At 63.2% G+C, this 17341-nt stretch carries 15 protein-coding genes; 11 read left to right on the top strand and 4 right to left on the bottom strand.

Going from position 1 to position 17341, the window contains the following annotated elements:
* Positions 1-10 precede the first annotated feature (10 nt).
* Positions 11-331: a hypothetical protein gene (locus tag CupriaWKF_RS30745; protein WP_276103855.1), complete on the top strand. Its 321-nt coding sequence runs from the start codon at positions 11-13 to the stop codon at positions 329-331.
* Here CupriaWKF_RS30745 and CupriaWKF_RS30740 read toward each other — a convergent pair.
* Entirely contained in the window at positions 326-1663 is a 1338-nt protein-coding gene (locus CupriaWKF_RS30740; RefSeq protein ID WP_276103854.1) for a transposase, read from the bottom strand. The genes CupriaWKF_RS30745 and CupriaWKF_RS30740 overlap by 6 nt on opposite strands.
* A 482-nt stretch (positions 1664-2145) precedes the next feature.
* Between CupriaWKF_RS30740 and CupriaWKF_RS30735 the strand changes: the two genes are divergently transcribed.
* The 5 genes from CupriaWKF_RS30735 (at position 2146) to CupriaWKF_RS30715 (ending at position 7746) form a co-directional block, all read left to right on the top strand.
* The gene (locus CupriaWKF_RS30735) at positions 2146-2517 is read left to right on the top strand and encodes a hypothetical protein (protein WP_276103853.1); all 372 of its coding nucleotides are present in this window, start codon (positions 2146-2148) and stop codon (positions 2515-2517) included.
* A 97-nt stretch (positions 2518-2614) separates the two neighbouring features.
* Positions 2615-4180 carry a hypothetical protein gene (locus CupriaWKF_RS30730; RefSeq protein ID WP_276103852.1) on the top strand — a complete coding sequence of 522 codons (1566 nt, stop codon included), beginning with the start codon at positions 2615-2617 and terminating at the stop codon, positions 4178-4180.
* Positions 4181-4465: 285 nt separating this feature from the next.
* Entirely contained in the window at positions 4466-5485 is a 1020-nt protein-coding gene (locus CupriaWKF_RS30725) for an ATP-binding protein (protein WP_276103851.1), read from the top strand.
* Positions 5486-5585: 100 nt separating this feature from the next.
* The gene (locus CupriaWKF_RS30720; protein WP_276103850.1) at positions 5586-6509 is read left to right on the top strand and encodes a hypothetical protein; all 924 of its coding nucleotides are present in this window, start codon (positions 5586-5588) and stop codon (positions 6507-6509) included.
* A 7-nt stretch (positions 6510-6516) separates the two neighbouring features.
* Positions 6517-7746 (top strand): VWA-like domain-containing protein, encoded by a 1230-nt coding sequence (locus tag CupriaWKF_RS30715; protein WP_276103849.1) that lies wholly within the window; start codon positions 6517-6519, stop codon positions 7744-7746.
* A gap of 78 nt (positions 7747-7824) precedes the next feature.
* On the opposite strand, the gene CupriaWKF_RS30710 is transcribed toward CupriaWKF_RS30715, so the two are convergent.
* Positions 7825-8124, bottom strand: a complete 300-nt coding sequence (locus CupriaWKF_RS30710; RefSeq protein ID WP_276103848.1) for a helix-turn-helix transcriptional regulator — start codon at positions 8122-8124, stop codon at positions 7825-7827.
* A 166-nt stretch (positions 8125-8290) separates the two neighbouring features.
* Here CupriaWKF_RS30710 and CupriaWKF_RS30705 point away from each other — a divergent pair, with 166 nt between their 5' ends.
* Complete coding sequence (locus CupriaWKF_RS30705; protein WP_276103847.1) at positions 8291-8683, top strand: hypothetical protein; 393 nt, start codon at positions 8291-8293, stop codon at positions 8681-8683.
* Positions 8684-8760: 77 nt separating this feature from the next.
* Here the strand turns inward: CupriaWKF_RS30705 and CupriaWKF_RS30700 are convergent, their stop codons facing one another.
* Positions 8761-9198 (bottom strand): polymer-forming cytoskeletal protein, encoded by a 438-nt coding sequence (locus CupriaWKF_RS30700; protein WP_276103846.1) that lies wholly within the window; start codon positions 9196-9198, stop codon positions 8761-8763.
* A gap of 663 nt (positions 9199-9861) precedes the next feature.
* Positions 9862-10461 carry a hypothetical protein gene (locus tag CupriaWKF_RS30695; RefSeq protein ID WP_276103845.1) on the bottom strand — a complete coding sequence of 200 codons (600 nt, stop codon included), beginning with the start codon at positions 10459-10461 and terminating at the stop codon, positions 9862-9864.
* A gap of 907 nt (positions 10462-11368) precedes the next feature.
* Here CupriaWKF_RS30695 and CupriaWKF_RS30690 point away from each other — a divergent pair.
* From CupriaWKF_RS30690 to CupriaWKF_RS30675, 4 genes are all read left to right on the top strand, one after another.
* Positions 11369-12694, top strand: a complete 1326-nt coding sequence (locus tag CupriaWKF_RS30690; RefSeq protein WP_276103844.1) for a hypothetical protein — start codon at positions 11369-11371, stop codon at positions 12692-12694.
* Between the two features lie 137 nt (positions 12695-12831).
* A complete protein-coding gene (locus CupriaWKF_RS30685; protein ID WP_276103843.1) occupies positions 12832-14271 on the top strand; it encodes a metallophosphatase family protein in 1440 nt (479 codons plus the stop codon).
* Between the two features lie 156 nt (positions 14272-14427).
* Positions 14428-14946 (top strand): hypothetical protein, encoded by a 519-nt coding sequence (locus CupriaWKF_RS30680; RefSeq protein ID WP_276103841.1) that lies wholly within the window; start codon positions 14428-14430, stop codon positions 14944-14946.
* Complete coding sequence (locus CupriaWKF_RS30675; RefSeq protein ID WP_276103840.1) at positions 14934-17258, top strand: SMC family ATPase; 2325 nt, start codon at positions 14934-14936, stop codon at positions 17256-17258. Before CupriaWKF_RS30680 ends, CupriaWKF_RS30675 begins: the two co-directional genes overlap by 13 nt.
* The last annotated feature ends 83 nt before the right edge of the window (positions 17259-17341 follow it).

Genomic DNA, 17341 nt, shown 5'->3' with positions numbered 1-17341 from the left:
AGGGGCCGCAATGACCCAGATAGCCAAAGTCCTGTTGAAGTCGACGAGCGGGGATGAGTTTTCCTGCTCCGTGCACTACGAACGGAGTTCGGGTCTCGTCATGCTGCCCGCCCGCCTCGACAGTCTGGTGGACGCGTCCACTGCGCTGGGCGAGCGGCACGTCCTGTTTCTCAGGAGCGGCTTCCAGTATCCGCTCATCCGTGAGGAAGGCGCAAAATATCGCGTCGACCGTTCCAAGGCAGCAAAGCGAGGCTGGCTGCAGGAAGCCCGGATGGCCGTGGAGGCGCCTACTAAGGACCAACGCCTGCAGTACGGGCGCTACCTGCTATGAGAAACGTGCGCAAATGTGCGCGCCGCCGTTTCCTTCCCGCCCCGAGGTTCCTTGCTGGCCGACCTCGTCTCTGACGGACGTAACTTTCCCGCCTGCGAGTGGCGATATGCCTCTCGCAGTGCAATTCGTTGCCGAATCACTCGCCACGGGTAGCGCAGTTTCGGTTGCGAGCCGTTCAAGGTTGATCGCTGCGTTGTGATCGCGATCATGACTCGTGCCGCAGGCCGGACACACGACGCGACGCTCGCTCAGCGCAAGTCTGTCTAGCTTATGGCCACAGCAGGACATCAGCTTACTTGACGGAAACCAGCGATCGGCAAACACAAGGTGCGTGCCGTATCGCTTCGCCTTGTAGTCCAATTGCCGGCGAAACTCACCCAGCCCCATGTCCGATAGTGAGCGGGCAAGACGCTCATTCTTGAGCATACCGGCGACGTTGAGATCCTCCAGGCCAATCGCTTGGTTTTCGCGGCATAGCCTGGTGGTTGCCTTGTGCAGGAAATCCTGCCTGATATTGGCGACACGGGCGTGCAGGCGTGCCAGCCGTGCGGCACTGTCGATCTGGCCGGCAGACCGCGCCGGCTGTGGTTTGGTGTTCGGACGTAGCGGCCCAGTGAACTCGCGGCTGAATGCCGCGCGCCCAGGCGTGGCCATCTCCACCTTTCGGGAAAGGCGTCGAGACCGAATCCGCAGGCGCCGTAGCGCCGCTTTCAACGGCTTTGGGCCCTCGAACGTTTCCCCCGTCGAAAGGGTGACGGCCGAACTGATCCCAAGGTCCACGCCCACCACGCCATGGCCGGTGCGCGGGATGAACGCCACGTCGTCCGCCACCTCTACCTGGACCGAGATGAACCAACGATCAGCGCGTCGGCTCACGGCGGCGCCCATGACTCGTCCGGGGAACCGCAGCGCCTCCCGCATGGCAACCCGCCCGATCAATGGCAGCACAACCGACTTTCCCTCAAACCTTACCTTGTCATTGGCGACGTAGAATCCGTCCTTGCATTGACCTTTTTTCTTGAACCTAGGGGCGTGCGCTTTTATCCCCGACTTTATGTCAGAGAAGAATTTCGACCAAGCCTTTGATAGATTCGCGAAGGGTTGGGCGTGCGCGTCACGATGGATGTCGGCCATCCACGGGTACTGTTGATACTTGATGGCGTTAAAGGACTTCTTCAGCGCCATGGCGCTCGGCTTACCGCCGGCTGCGCGTTGGCGGTTCCATTCTGCCAGCGCCCAATTCCATACGAAACGCGCGCACCCAGCCGCCCTCGCGAAGTAATCGACTTCGCGCTGGCTGGTCACAAGTTCAATCGTATGGGCTAGCAGCATTGGCAGCGCCCTTTGTGTTCCATTTCGCAACTCATCATCATGCAATGATTGCGCACGATTATGCGCCTATGAGCACATTCACGCTACCTAGAGGCCATCTCCATACGCTCTCGGCAGCCGCCGCTGTAGCGGCTGGTGGTTATATCGCCAGTAAGCCGGGATGGTCCTGGCCGTCGGTTGCTAACACTGCAAGTCTGATAGCCACGGCCGTAGTACTATTCGGCGTAGGCGCGATCCTTTCAAAAGGAGAAAAGTGATGTTTGGTCCCTATATCTTGCTGGCGGCTTTGGCACTGGCAGGTTACTTCCTGTGGGCCGACCGCAACGGTCGTCGCGTTCACAAGGACTGATCGCCATCGATCCTCTCAGGTGCCCGGGTTCCCCGGACGTCTGCTCTGACGCATCCCTCGGGATGCGTTTTTTGTTTCCAACACCCACACGGGGCGCGCCCCGATGGGGCGCCCCTGCACTCAGGAGTCCCCCATGGAAGACCGCATCCTTTGCGCTGGCGTAGGCAGCTACCCGGCAGGCCTGCATTTACGGGTTCACGTCTATCAAAGCAACAATCGCCCGGCGCAGTCCCTCATTTGCGCCGACGACTTCATGCCCTATGTCGATCTCACCTCGAATGTTCCCGGCCAGCAGCTGGCGGACGACGAGGTGTTCATAGCGGCGTGGAATGTTCCCGATGATGTCCTGGCGGCACTGCTTGAGACAGACCTGTTCGTGCCAGAGCGCACGCTCGTCACGGGTTTCGCGCGTGGCCCGGTCTGGAAGATCCAGTCCGCCGAGCTGCTCGACTGGATTGCCGATGCCCGCGCGGACGCCGCCGCGGATGCATCGGCAAGCGCCTGACCTGCGCCCGCGAGTCTGATCTCGCACAGCTGTTACCTATCAACCCATACGGGGCAACGCCCCGATGGGCTTGCTCCATTCGCTCGCGGAGCAAATCATGTATGTCATTTCGATCGGCCCGGAACGGGTCGAGAGCCGCACGACCCTCGCCGGCGTACTGGCATTGCTGAACCATGAGCCTGGCCCGAAGCCGGGCATGCGCGCTGAGGATATGGCTGTGCGGCATGTCGAGCGCGGCGCCATTCCCGTGTTGCGACTCCCATCGGGGCAATTTGCGGTGCGGCCAGCCGGAGAAGCGAAGGCCATTCTGGCTTCCATCCTGGATGAAGTAGACCGCTACATCGTCCGGCCGGACGGCAAAGTGCTGCGTCCGCATGAAATGAGCCGCACCTCCTGGCAAGCGGTGGCTGCGGCTGGACGGTTGGCGGTGTTCACCAACGAGGCAGTCGATCCGGACCAGCTTGGGAAGCCCCAGTCTGCGAACCTCGACCTGTTTGCGGTGGCAGAGCCCTTCGACGCGAGCAGCTTCGTGCATGAAGAGTTCTATCGGCGCTTCGGCTACGGGACCACCGGACCGGAGTACTCGCCGGGTGCTGGCATGAACTGCCGCCATGAGGTCCACGTCGCCTATGCATTGCAGCGCGGCGAACCTGTCCGGGACTGCATCTTGAACGCCTACCGCCGTGACGGAGATGCCGTGGATGCCGGGCGCCACGACCTGCACTGGCTGCCAACGTTGATCGAGGTACCAGCGCTACGGGGTGCACTGTCCGCCAACAAGCTGCAAGCGCTGTGCTCGGTGATGCGCCATGACAAGCTGGCGATCACGGCGCGCAACGCTGCACGCCTGATTGCCCTGGTGAAGCTGCTGCCTGATGACTGCACCCATGTCGACGTCGACAATGCCCTGTATGCCGCGCAAGTGGTCCCACCGCTCTCCGCCCCGTTGGGCAAGGCCCCGACCGGAGACGATGCCCAACCGGTGTCGCCGCTGGCCGCACGTTTGCACGCCTTGATCGGTGCAAAGCGATATGCGAAGCACGTTGAGCGAGTGGCAGCGGAGCGGACCAAGGGCAACCTCAGTGAGCGGCGCTTCCAGTCGGAAATGTCAATGGCCGCCGTCGAACGGGACCATGCCAGCTTCAGCTGGCCCAACCGCTTCGCGCTGGCCGTGCTGCAGCGGGACATCGCGACGCTGCTGCAGGTCCTGGATACGCCGAACGACCGCAACACGTCGTCCAAGCGTGCCCTGCGTGAGGTGTGTGGTGTCGCGCTGACGGGAGTCCCCGCGACAACGCGCCGTCGCCGCATCTTCGAGATGTGCGGCTTTTCCGAGTCGGAGCAGCACCAGTGGGAGCTTCAGGCCCTGGCCGCGAAGTCCGAGCGCCTGCAGGAGCAAGACGCCGAATGTGCGCGCAAGCGTGCGGAGGCCTCGCGCTGGAACTTGAATGGCAAGCGGATGAACGGCCGGGAGTATGTGGATCTGTGCATCGATGAAGGCTTCAGCCAGATTCGGCACTTCCCGCGTGGGAGCGCTCGGGTCTACTACATCGAGCAGCCCGCGACACGCACCGCCCGGCGCCTGCGGGCCAAGGATGGCACGCTTGACTATGCCCGTGCCCGCCTGTCTGAGCCGGTCACCGCGCTGGCGATGGCCGCGTGATCTTCTTTGCAATTTTCCCCCGGCCTTGTGCCCGGGGGACCTCTCTCTCCCTCATAAGCGATACGCAATCTCTCGCCTTTCGGCATTCCGCTCGTGCCGCGTTGCCTGTAGTCTTGTCGATGAAGCGTTGTTCGCACTGATACGGATCAGTCCAAACAGCGTTTTACCCGCGTCTAGCGACGCATCGACCCAAGCCAGCACCGCTGGCGCATTCATTGAACCTTCCCACAGGGACACCTTCCCTGTGGGCAAGGTGGCTTTGTGGGATCCCGTTTAGGAATTCCCATGAAAGTCAATCCGCTCCAACTGCATACGCTTCTCTCGGCCTTCATTCCGGCACGTCTGCCTGTCCTCATTACCGGCGCTCCTGGCATCGGCAAGAGCGACATCGTTGCCAGTGCCGCCAAGGCCGCCGGCTACGATCTGCTGATCTCCCACCCCGTGGTGGAGGATCCGACCGACTCCAAGGGGCTGCCGTTTCCTGACGGCGCTGGCGCCAAGTTCCTGCCGTTCGGGGACCTGGCCACGGCGCTCAACAGCACGCGCCCGATTGTCTGGTTCATTGACGACCTCGGACAGGCTTCTCCGGCCGTCCAGGCCGCCAAGATGCAACTGCTGCTCGCACGGCGTATCGGTGAGCACGTCCTGCCAGACCACGTCACCTTTGTCGCCGCGACCAACCGCCGTAGCGACAACGCGGCGGTCTCCAACATCCTCGATCCGTTGAAATCCCGCTTCAGCACCATCGTGGAGTTGGAGCCGACGATCGAGGACTGGACGCGCTGGGCGGTCACGAACAGCGTGCCGCCGGTGCTGATCGCGTTCCTGCGCTTCCGGCCCGACTTGCTGCTCTCTTCCAAGCGCAGCAAGGAGGTCGAGAACGAGCCGTCGCCGCGAGGCTGGGGGCACGTTGCGCGCCAACTGCCGCTCGTGCCGCCGGGCATGGAGATCATCGTCACGGCCGGCGCGGTAGGCGAGGGCGCAGCGCTCGAGTTTGAGTCGTTCCGCCAGATTTATCGCGAGCTACCCAGCGTGGATTCAGTGCTGGCCGCGCCGGAATCCGCGAGGATCCCGGACAACGTGGCGGCACAGTTCGCCATCTGCTCGGCGCTGGCATCGGTCGCCAACGAGAACAACTTCGATCGGGTGATGGTGTATGCCAATCGCCTGTTCGAAGCCCATCTCGGTGAGTTCGCCGTGATGTTGGCAACGGACGCGGCGCGCCGCGACTCGCGCATCTGCGCCACCCCGGCGTGGATCAATGCGCAGGGCGGCAAGCTCGGTGAGCTGCTGCTCGGCAACTGATCCACGCAACCAACCCCTTTTCATCTTCATCCCCTGACGGCGAGCCACCTGGCTCGCCGTTTCCTTTTCTGCCGTATCTATCCCATTTCCAGGACTCATCATGAACATTACCAACATCACCAAGTGCGTCATGCTCGCCACCTTCAACACGTCGGTGTGGCGCGCGCGCAAGTTCGACACCCGGGCCACTGAGGAGGTCGAAGCCAACCATGACGCCAAGGACATTGGCCGCTTCAACAAGAAGCTGCTGACCGAAGGCGCCACGTCCTACAAGGAGGTGTGCGCGATTGCCAACCGTGCGCGAGCCTACTTCGATGCGCATTCGCTGGACTATGACCAACTAGGCGTTCGGCTGTTGCCCACCGACATCTACATGGAGGTCGCCGACCGCCAGCGCCAGTTCCAGGACGAGTTCAATGCCGCGACCGCGGTGTTTCTCGCTGACTATCCGCGCCTGAAGGAGGAGGCGCGGTCGGCGTTGAATGGCCTCTTCGACGAAGCGGACTATCCGACGCCGGCGGAGCTGGCCATGAAGTTCGGCATGCGCCTGGCGGTCCTGCCGTTTCCGGATGCAAGCCAGTTCGATATCGCGCTGCCGGCCAACGTGCTGGACGGGCTGCGGTCCGACATGGACCAGCGCGTACTCGGCGCGGTGAAGACGGCGAATGACGACCTGGTCGGGCGCCTCTTTGAAGCTGTGCAGCACTTCGCCAACCGCCTGTATGGGGCGACGAACGTGCGGCTGGACGTGGCCGACAAGGTGCGCGAGTTGAGTGCGCTGCTGCCGAAGCTGAATTTCTCCGGGGACCCGGCGCTCACGCGCATCCTGGAGGAGACTCAGCAGCATCTGGCCCGGCATAGCGGTCTGGACCTGCGTAACTCGACCGACCTGCGCAAGCAGGTAGCCGAGAAGGCGATGGAGATTGAGGCGCAGATGGCCGCCTTCATGGGCGGTCCGCCCCCGTCGGCAATGACAGAAGCGCCGGCGTCGACGTCGCAGCTCTTCGAAATGCTGACTGCGTGAGGTCAGGATGCGAGATCGAATCTCGAAGCAGCGTTCCCAGCTCATCCTGTCGCAACCGTTCTTCGGAGCGTTGCTGATGCGGTTGCAGTTGGTCGAGGATCCGTCGTGCAAGACGTTCTGGGTGGATGGCGTCTCGCTGGGTTACAACCCCGCGTACGTCGCCACCCTGAGCGATCTTGAGCTGCGCGGCTGTGTGGCGCACGAGGTCCTGCATCCGGCCAACGGGCATTGCTGGCGCCGCGGCGTCCGCGATGCCGCCCGTTGGAATCAGGCGTGTGATTATGCGATCAATCCGTTGGTGCTCAACGCCGGCTTGCAGTTGCCGGCCGGCGCGCTCATCGATGGACGTTTCCTCGGCAAGTCCGCGGAAGAGATCTATGCCATGCTGCGCCAAGAGGCATCCGACCAGGCGCCGCCGCAGGTCCAGCCACAGCCACAGCCACAGCAGGAGGGCAACGGCGAGGGTGAAGGTGGGTCGCCGCCCCAGCCCGATGGCCAGGACGGCAATGCGGAAGGGAAGGCCGGTGACGATCCGTCGCAGGCCTCGCCAGAGTTCTCGCCCGGCGAGGTGCGTCAGCAACCGCAAGCGGACCAGCAGACGCTGGCCAACGAGTGGAAGGTGGCCACTATGCAGGCGGCGAAGGCCGCGCAGATGCGGGGCAAGTTGCCGGGCGAGTTGAGTGCGATGGTCGAGTCAGCCACGCGGGCGTCGGTGGACTGGCGCGCGGTGCTGCACCGCTTTGCCTTCGAACAGACCCGTTCGGACTACAGCTGGGCGATGCCGAATCGGCGGTACACCCACATGGGGCTGTACCTGCCGGCTCTGCATGACCAGTCAGTCGGCGATGCGGTCTTCGTGCGCGACACCAGCGGTTCGGTGTTCGACGAGACGCAACGGCAGTTCGGGGCGGAAATCGAAGCAGTCTTCGCTTCGCTGCAGCCCCGGCGACTGTTCGTGGTGGACTGTGACACCCGCATCGCGCAGGTGCAATGCTTTGAACGGGGTCAGGCCATTGAGCTGGGTCCCATCCTAGGCGGTGGTGGCACGAGCTTCGTGGCGCCGTTCGACTGGTTGGACGAACAGGGAATTGCTCCGGCGTTCCTGGTCTACCTGACGGACATGCACGGGAAGTTCCCGTCGGCGCCGCCGGCGTATCCCACCCTGTGGGCGTCGACCACGCCGCTCCATCGGATTGCACCGCCGCCGTTTGGTGAGGCGCTGGAGGTGATCGTTTGAACCAACCCCGGGCTAGTCCCGGGGTTTTTCTTTTTTGTGGGGCCGGAGCAGCGGAAACACCCGGGCCTTGCCCTCTCCTCAGGCGTCTGGAGTCTTGCGCGACTGGGCCAGCTTCTCGGTGGCAGCAATCAGGTCCGCCGGGCTGCAATCCAGCGCTCGCGCCAGCCGAAATATGATCGCCAGCGACGGCATGTGCTGACCGCGCTCTATCTTTCCCGTGTGCGATCGCTCGATCCCGGCGAGGTTAGCAAGAGTTTCTTGGGCGATTCCAGCTGCAAGCCGGCGAGCGCGAACAGCGCCGCCAAAGCCCTGTGCCAAGTGGGAGTCAAAAGTCACGGTGCCGAGCGGACGGCCACGCTGGATAGGACGCTTCTGCATGGCTTAAGCGTGGTGCTGCAGGCCGGCTTAAACCACGTGATATTTAACGCTTTTCCGGAATTGCCGATGACTCTTTTGCGGCGCGACAACCACGAGAGGAGATCCGCCGACAACCGTTTGGCCAAACGAAGCTTATCGGCCAGGGTCAGGCTAGCTGGAGAAGAATTTGCATTTCAACAAGATTTCGGGTCCGCTGGATGTTGCAGCCATGTCGCGTGACGTGCCGCTGGCATTGCACGATTCCTGGTTACGCGAAAGGGCATCCGGTGAGAGAGGTCTCGACTATGACCGTTGGCTGGAGGGGCACCTTTGGTCAGGTGCGCCCGTTGAGCAGCAGTATCGGCAAGGCTTGGCAACATTTGCCTTGCGGCATCGCGGCCTGTACAAAATAGAAGACCCGGTACGGGGCGCGCGCAGCTTCCGCTGCATGGTGGAGCAGCAGTTCCCCTTCGTTTCCTTTATCGGCGCGCAGGGCTCCAACCTGCCATGGCTCACCGTGCCGGGACTGTTCACCGTGGATGAATTGGTTTCGCTGCGGCAGGTCGGGGGTGAGCAATAAAGAGGCCCGGAGGAAACCGGGCCGTGAGAGAGCGTAAGAGACGGTCAATCTAGCGCGTTATTGCCAATAGGGTGAACTCACGTGCTCGGGGTTCCCGCTGTATTAGTCTCTGTGAGCTCGGCGGGCTGGGGCGGGTCTACCGTGATGGATTCCCGCGCAAAGATGTGAGCATCGCTCCCGGAGCCAATTGCGGCCACGCGAGAGATCTTGCTCTCCAGATTCGCGTTCAGGCCAAGGCGGATCGTGCCGGCATAGAAGATTTCACCCTTCACTCGGCCATTGATCAGCAACGTACTGCGCGCGGCGACATCGCCTTCCACGATGCCATCGACGATGACATGGTCGCCTTCAACTTTGCCGCGAACGACGCCGCCAGTTCCGACATGCAACAGACCGGCGGTGGCGGACAGATTGCCGTCGATGAGACCAAGGCAGGTCATCCCGTGATCCGCGGCGACATCGCCGTGGATGCTCATACCATGATTGAGCACGCTGAAGGTGGGAGTCGTTTTCATGGCTGCCTCAGAACAACTTGATGTCGGTGGCTGCGTTGCCGTGCTGCGCACGGGTGGCAGGGGGGGCGGCGGGCTTCGCCTGCGCGGGGGCTGGCTCGGCCTTGCGCAATCCAGAAGGATTCCTTGCAAGAGCCTCGCCAGATAGAGGGCGGGCTGCTGGGGCAACCGGCATCGGTGACTGTGCCACAGGCTGCGGCGGCGCAGGCTTAGGGGAAAGCTCGGAGGGCTGCGTCATCTCGGACCGGGGCGCCGATGCGGCTGGTAGTGTCGCGGCCGGGTTCACGATGGTTTGAACTGGGGTAGCCAGTTGCGCGGGATCTGGTGCTTGCGTGACGGGTGCCCTGGCGAGTGCAGCGTCGCCGGGAGCGTCGGCATCAGCGACACGCCGATGCTGCCAGTTGGCGAGTGACATGCCGATGGCTCCAGCCACCAGGATGCCGGCAACAATGCCGGCGACCAAAAGAGCGGTTCTGTTGTAGCTTCCCCAGTGGCGTGACGCGCGCGCGGCCGCGTAGACGGGAGGCGGCAACATTCGGTTGCCGGAATGCTGGACGCCTATCGGTGCTTCGATGGTATGCGGGGAATGGGCGAACTGCTCGTGCAGACGCTGGATCTCTCGAATGTCCACGTGGGTCCTTGAGGTTCGGTAGGGAGAAGACGCACTCAAGCCGGCAGGCGGCTGCCATCGTCGGCAAACCGGTCGCTGTCCGGGATGCAGAGTGCGTGAATGGTGTTGATGCGGCGGCTCGCGATATCGAGCTGCGTATCTCTTTCGGTCCCGGAGATCGAACGTCCGATTTGAGCGAACAATGTTGCCGAAGAGAGCTTGTCGTATTGGTTCAACAGACGCAGTAGCCGGCCGGCGAGGGCGTTGGGGACCTCGAGAACAACGGACTCATAGCCAATTGCGAACTCAAGTTGGTTTTTCCACGCGAGCCATTCGTTCACGCGCGCGAACCATTCTTCAGCGTCGCGGAACGCCTCATCTAGCGCTTTGACCTTGCCATCCCGCGCGACAGAGCACTTGGCCGCGCAAAAATAAAAATCGTCATGCAGGAATCGGCGGGTGAAGACCGACGAGAACGAAACTTCGACCCTCGTTGACGTCTCGGGCACGATGCGCCCGATGCGGTCTTCGCTGATGAGCCGCGTGATGGGCTTGAGGCCAGTGTCTGGCTTGGCTTGCTCGGGCGTGTCCGCTTGCGCCGGGGCGGATTGGGAATCTGGTGGGTTGGGGGGAAGTGTCCCCGGCTTCTCGGCCATGTCCGTGAACGTGAGTCTCTCTCGGGGGAGATTCTCGGCCACGACAGGGGCGAGATGCGTGTCGTAAGGTTAGCGATTTTCGTGAGATTACGCGCTTTGCATCGGTGCCCATTCGATGCATAATGATCTCACTTCTCGCGTCTCCGACGCATCGACCTGACTCCCTCGCGAGTCCATAGCATTTTCAAGTCGTGCCTTAGCGCATGCGCCGACCGGTTGGCTACCGGTGTGGACATTCTCTTGTGATGAGCATTTTCGCCATTTGCTCCCCATCTATCATCCGTAAAACGCGTCCTGCATCAGTGCTGCTTTTGGCATGCGCTGTGGACACCGTTCGAGCTCGGGACCATGTGGGTCTCTCTCTCTCTTGGCCCCTCCTGGGCAGAACGGCCGTCGTCGGCTGATCCGTGATCCTGCGGTGAACCTTGTGTTCTAAATGGGTTGAAGTGCAGCGTGACCATGCTGCACGGGGACGACTTTACGTCCTCACATAGAGCTTGCGCATTGGCGTATAGCTCCCTGTTTGCCACGCCCCCGGAAGGGGCGTGGCAACGGGTTTCCTGCGAACAAGCTCGCTTCCGCATCGCCGGAGCGGGCTTTTTTTTGTTTTAGGAACCCTCGAACAGGAGCTGATCATGCTGACTGCCATCGACCAGAATTCCCAGATTCGTGCCGCCATTGCGGCCACGCTTGCCCGTAGGCGGCCCGACTATGTCGACATGCCGCACGCGTGGCGAAGTTTGTGCGAAGCGGCCCACGTGGCCGGTCTAGCGGAGCCCGCGCGAGCGGCGTTCCTTTCCCAAGTAACGACCCAGCGCGGGGCCGACACAGCCCTGCGCCTTCGGGAGCATGCTGCGTCCATCCGCGTCGCCGTCGTTCAATTCCTTGAACGCAGGAGCAACGCATCATGCAACGAGCCATTGGCTACAGCGACTTCAGCAGTCCCCGCAGTCTCATAGAGGAACGGCCGGCCAGGCCGCCGATCATTGGCAAGATCCGCCCGGGCATCAAGGTGCTCACCAAGGCGGCCAAGGCCAACCCGGAGGCGGTCAAGATTCACGACGCGATGCTGGCGCTTGGCGAGTCGTTCGAATCCATCGGCAACGAAATCGAGCGCAAGACCAAGCTTCGCAACGCGCTGGTACCCAAGAACACGGGGTGGTTTACCTGCCGCGGTTCGGACTTCACCAACCCTGCCACCGCCGAGGAGATTCTCCAGAAGTACGGGGAGGATCGCGGCGACGGCCTCAAGCTGTGGCGTTTCCCGGTGATTTTCGCCTTCGACGACTGGCTGGCCAACATGCCCAACCAGTTGAAGGTCTGGGGCTCCCGCGGCCTGCAGTACTTTTCGGACTACGGGCCGGACGGCAAGCGATACTGCAAGATGTACGCAGCGCCGGAAGTCGATCAGCGCGCGCAACGCGCAAAGCGTCTGTTCGGCGGGCGGACCATCATCCTGCGCCAGGACGATGCCATTCCCGATGGCGTGTGCGATCCGCACCAGTGTCCACAGTACCAGGAGCGCAAGTGCAACCTCAGCGCGAGCTTCTTCTTCGCGGTCCCAGATATTAAGGGCCTCGGCCTGATCGAATTGCCTACCAACTCCATTTACGTGCTGCAGAAGGCGTATGCCGCCATGCAGACGGTGGCAATGGCACGCGGTGGACGCCTGGCCGGTATGAGGTTCTGGCTCTCGAAGAAGGCCGTCGAGATCACCCGCATTGGTGAAGATGGCCTGCCGATTCGGCAGGAACAGATGCTCACCATGCTGGATGCGGAGATCGACCTTGGCGCGCTGCTGGATGGTGCTGATCAGCTCGCCATCGAAGGGGCAAACCATGCGGTTGCGTTGCTGGAAGGCACTTCGGCAGCGACGGACGATGTGCCGTTGGCGTCGACCGGAGAGTTCGCGGGCGCCGTGCCAGTCGTGACGGTATCGGAGGGCACGGCAGGAGCGTTGCCCGAACCGGGCGCGCCGCCCATGGCTGGCGCATCCGACCCCGAGGATCGCGAGAGCATGCTGGCCGACCTTGCCGCCCGCCTCGGCATGGCAGCGGGGCAGGAGAAGATCGACCTGCTGACCTTTGCCCGTATCGAGTATGGGCAGGGCTGGACCAAGCGGCCCAAGGACATCGACAGCCTGATCGGCGAGATGCAGACGGCGCTGGCCAACCCCATGGCCTTCCGCGAGCAAGTCCGCGCCCGCGTGCGCGAGGCGACCTTGCCGGTCTGACGGCATCGAGAGGGGGAGCGGCGCAGTAGCGTCGTTCCCCCTGTTCTTTCCCCCATTTCCTTTCACCGGTGGCCACGCCGGTCACACCTTTTCATGCCCGCGCCACACCGGCGCAACCTTCCTTTGGAGAATCACACATGCTCGACGCAAATGAGAGCCTGCTGTTGGCTCACTTTTCTGACCTGCACTACTCGCCCGGCCATCTCGCCGAGGCGGACCGCTGCTTTGGCTTCGCGGTCCAACACGCGATCGCCGCCGGCAGTCGCGTCGGTGTCGTCTCCGGCGACTCGACCGACCATCGTCTGGACGCTCACACTCCAGCACTGCGTGTGTTGGCCGAACGCATCCAGCAGCTCTCCGAGCACATGGCCGTCGTTATGCTCCAGGGAACGTATTCCCACGAGCCGCCGGGCACGCTGGATCTGTTTCGCCTCGTTGGCAGCCGTTACCCGGTCTACATTGCCGACCGCATCCACCAGGTGGCGCTGTGCAATGGGTCATTTACCCCGTCCACCGGCGCGCTGTTCACGCCGGCGGAGATCGAGGAGCTGCTCGCAAGCGCGGTGCCGGAGGTGGTCTTCACCTGCGTCCCCACGGTCAACAAGGCCATGCTCGCGGCGGCAGTCGGGACGACCGAGGCCGCTACCGCGGTGGGGGACCATCTGGCTACCTACCTGCATGCTGCTGGCACGGTGAATCGTCTTTTACGGGCCCGTGGCATTCGCACGGTAGGCATTTCGCACGGCACGGTGAACGGCTGCCAGACCGAGCACGGCGTACCGATGGCTGGATTCGATCACGAGTTCACCATTGGGGCGCTGTTCGACGCGGAATGCGACGGCTTCATGCTCGGCCATATCCATCGCGCCCAGCAATGGGACCGCGAGGGCCGGCTGGTGGCGTATCCGGGTTCGATCGGGCGCTTCCACTATGGCGAGATCGGTGACAAGACCTACCTGCAATGGCAGGTCACGCCAGGACGAGCGACCACTACGCCAGTGGTGACGCCGGCTCGCGAGACCCTGTGTATCGACTTCGAAGGCCTACCCGATATGTCGGAGCTGGCCCGCGTGGCGGCGCAGGCTACCGACAAGTTCGTGCGCATCCGCTGGGTTGTGGACGAGGAGCACCGTCAAGCGGTCGATCGCGACGCCATCGGCGTGCTGTTTGCGGGCGCTGCCGAAGTGAAGCTCGAAGGCCGTGTGCTGCCCGCCGTGCGCAGTCGCGCGGAAGGCATCAGCCGTGCCGCCAGCCTGTCGGAGAAGATCACGCGATGGGGCGAGTTGACGCAGGTCGACACTGTCCCGCTGCTGGATCGGCTGTCGATGTTGGAGCATGCAGATCCGCAGGCCATTGCGGACCTGGTGCTGCAGCAACCCGACAATGCCGACGCCTCGACCAAGGTTGCCCCCGTAGCTGCTCCGGACGTTGTGTCCATACCGGTGGTCGACACCGAAGTGTCTGCAGCGCCAGCAGTGCCTGTCGCGCGTCCTGAACGCTTCCTTGAGGAGATCCCCGCACCGCTACAAGCGATGGACTGGCTCTCCGATGACCTGTTTGCGGAAGCAACCGCCTAACTCTTGAACCTGGCCGAAAGTTCCGAGAGCCCTTTGGGGCTGTCGAAACAAGGTTTTACCCGCGTCTTCCGGACGCATCGACCGTAGTTTTATCCCATTGAACCCTGACGGGTGCTTCCCGTCCGGGACAGCACTCCGTCCCATCTGGAGTGCATCATGATGTTCTATCCCGCGGGCGCCGACTGGGCCCAAACCTTTGAAACCACCATCGCCGCGCCCGACCTGGCCGCGCGCCTGGCGGACGCACACGGCTTTACCCGCAGCACCTTGTTCCAGCCGTTCGGGGCAGGGCGCGGCGCGGTGATCGCCCAGCGCGACCATCTGCTGGTCCTTGCGGTGCACGCCGCCGACGGCCAGCACTGGTACGAGGTCACCCCCTCGCTCGAAATGCAGAACCTGCTTTGGTCGTTCACCAATGGCTACGCCAGCCAGTGGAGTGCGCTGGAGTTGAAGGCGCTGTGCGGCTGCACGGCGTGGCCCGACGTGATTGCGCTGGCTCGCCAGCAATTCGCGGCGGCCGTGCGTTCCCTGGAGCGTGCACTGGCCGGGCGGCCCGAACAGGACGCCCCAGCAGTTGCCCCTGACATGCCGTTCTACGACGGCGACGTGATGGAGTTGCCGGCGGATTACCTGGCATCCATGACCGGTACGGAGGTGTCCGAATGCGTCCACTGAAACTGACCCTCTCGGGCTTTCATGGCGTGCGCGATGGCATGCGCCGTGACAGCGTGACGTTGGACCTGATTCACTTGCCACCCGGCTTAATCGCGCTGGTCGGCCCCAACGGGGCGGGCAAGACGACGCTGATGGACAACCTGCACCCGTACCCGATCATGCCGAGCCACGCCTCGAAAATGACCGCGGATGGCTTCTCCTACTGGGATCACCTCTGTGGCACCCGTGGCGAGAAGGATCTGGAGTGGGAGCACGCCGGCAAGCTGTACCGTTCGGCGTTCGCTTTCCGGAATCCGGGCAAGAGCCGCAAGGCGGAGTACTACCTGTTCGAGAAAGGCGCCGCAGGTGACTGGGTGCCGCTGCAGCTTCCCGACGGCACGCTGTCGGATGGCAAGGCAGATACCTACAACCGCTGCATTGAGGCGGTGTTGGGGTCTCCCGAAGCGTTTTTCACCAGCGTGTTCTCTGCCCAGAACCGTCGGCCGATCGCCAGCTACCAGGCTAGCGAGATCAAGCGCCTGCTGGCTGAGTTGCTTGGGATCGAGCACTTGCGCGACCTGTCGGCGAAGGCCGGCGAAGTGGCAAAGGTGCTGGGGCGCAGTCTGGACACCCTGCAGCGCGAGTTGGTGGGCCTGTCCGCCCAGCGTGAGCGGGCGGTGCAGTTGGGCCGGGAGATCGGCCAGACCGACGAGGCATTGACGGCGGCACGGCGCGAGCGCGATGCGGAAACAGCCAACGGCGCAAAGCTCCTGCAGGAGCGTGCGACGCAGGCTGCCAGGCAAAGCGCGAGTGCGGCGACCGAAGCGCGTCTGCGCGAACTCAGGCAACGGGAAACCGAACTGGGGGCGCGCCGGCGGCAACTGGAATCTGACCACCGTGCAACAGCCACCCGTACCGCAACGCGGCGCCGGGAGCTAGAGCAGTTGGTGGCCAGCCGCAAGCTGACCCTGGCCGAAGGGCCGGTGATCCTCGCGGCAGGCGAGCAGCGCGATGCCTTGCAGATGGCCATTGGCCGGAAGCAGGGTGAGTTTGGCGCGTTGCAGCAGGCGGTGAGCCAGTTGGAATCGCAGCGGACGCAGCAAGCCGCGCTTTCCACCAAGTTGCAGGGGCTCGAAGCCCGCGGCAAGTCGGCGGCGCAATTTGCTGGCTCGCTGAAGGCCCAGGCCGATGTGATCGACACGGTGCCATGCCGGGCCGATCCGATGCACAACACGTGCCCGTTGCTGGCGCAGGCGCGCGAAGCCCAAGGCAAGTTGGCCGAACAGGTCATCACGGTGCGGGATTTGCGGGCCAGCTACCAGGCCAAGCAGTTGGCGATGAAGCCGCTGGCCGATGCGCTGGCGGCTCTGCCCGGCCAGCGCACGGCCTTGACTGCCCTGCAGGCGGAATTGGCTCGCGACCAACAGGAGTTGCAGCGCCTGACCGCGCTGGCGGCCCGCAAGCCAATGCTCGACGTCGCCCGGGAGGGCCTGGTGCAGGCCGAGCGGGACCAGACGGCACTCGGTGAGGAGGAGGCTGCTGCCGCGGCAATTTTCGCGCGGGAAGTGGCGGAAGCCGATTCGCAGTTGTCGACCGTCCAGCGAGAGCTATCCGGGCTGGCCACCGAAGACGTGACCGGCATGCTGGCCGCGCTGGACCAGCGCCTCCGCCAGAGCCGGGAAGCGGTGGTGGCTCTTGATGGGAGGATTGAAGTCCTGATTCGCCAGCAGGCCACCTTGTCGACCGAACTCGAACGGGTCACCCCTATGGTTGCCGGCTTGCCCGCAGTTCAGGGTAAGGCCGATCGGCTCTCTGACGAGATCGCGCAGTGGAAGCTGCTCGCCAAGGGATTGGGCAACGACGGCGTCATCGCGTTGTCCATCGATGACGCGGGGCCGGCCCTCACGCGCATCGTCAACGACCTGCTGCTCGCTTGCTACGGACCGCGATTCACCATCGCGATTCAGACGCAGACGACGCTGGCCAATGGCGAGAAGCGTGAAGGGTTCGAGATCGCCGTCAACGACGGGGAGAACGATTCCACGAAGGACTTCTCGGTGATGTCGGGCGGACAGAAGATCTGGATCAACGAATGCCTGACCCGTGGGATTGCGCTTTACCGGGCGCAGGACACCGGGCAGGCCATCCAGACGCTGTTTACCGACGAAGCCGATGGCCCGTTGGATCCCGAGCGCAAGCGTGCCTTCATGCGAATGAAGCGGGAAGTGCTGCGCCAGGGCGGGTATGAGCGGGAATTCTTCATTTCGCACACGCCGGACCTGGTCGACGAAGCCGATGCGGTCATTGATGTGGTGGCCTTGGCTGCCCAGTAGTTCGTAACAACCCTTTGTAGCCATGCCCGTCGCCCCGAAAGGGACGCGGGCATTTTTCCTTTTTGAACGAGGAGTTTCTGATG

Source organism: Cupriavidus sp. WKF15, assembly GCF_029278605.1.
GTDB lineage: Bacteria > Pseudomonadota > Gammaproteobacteria > Burkholderiales > Burkholderiaceae > Cupriavidus.
Note: the sequence above shows the minus strand (reverse complement) of the source record. Positions and strands in the feature narration are given on the sequence as shown.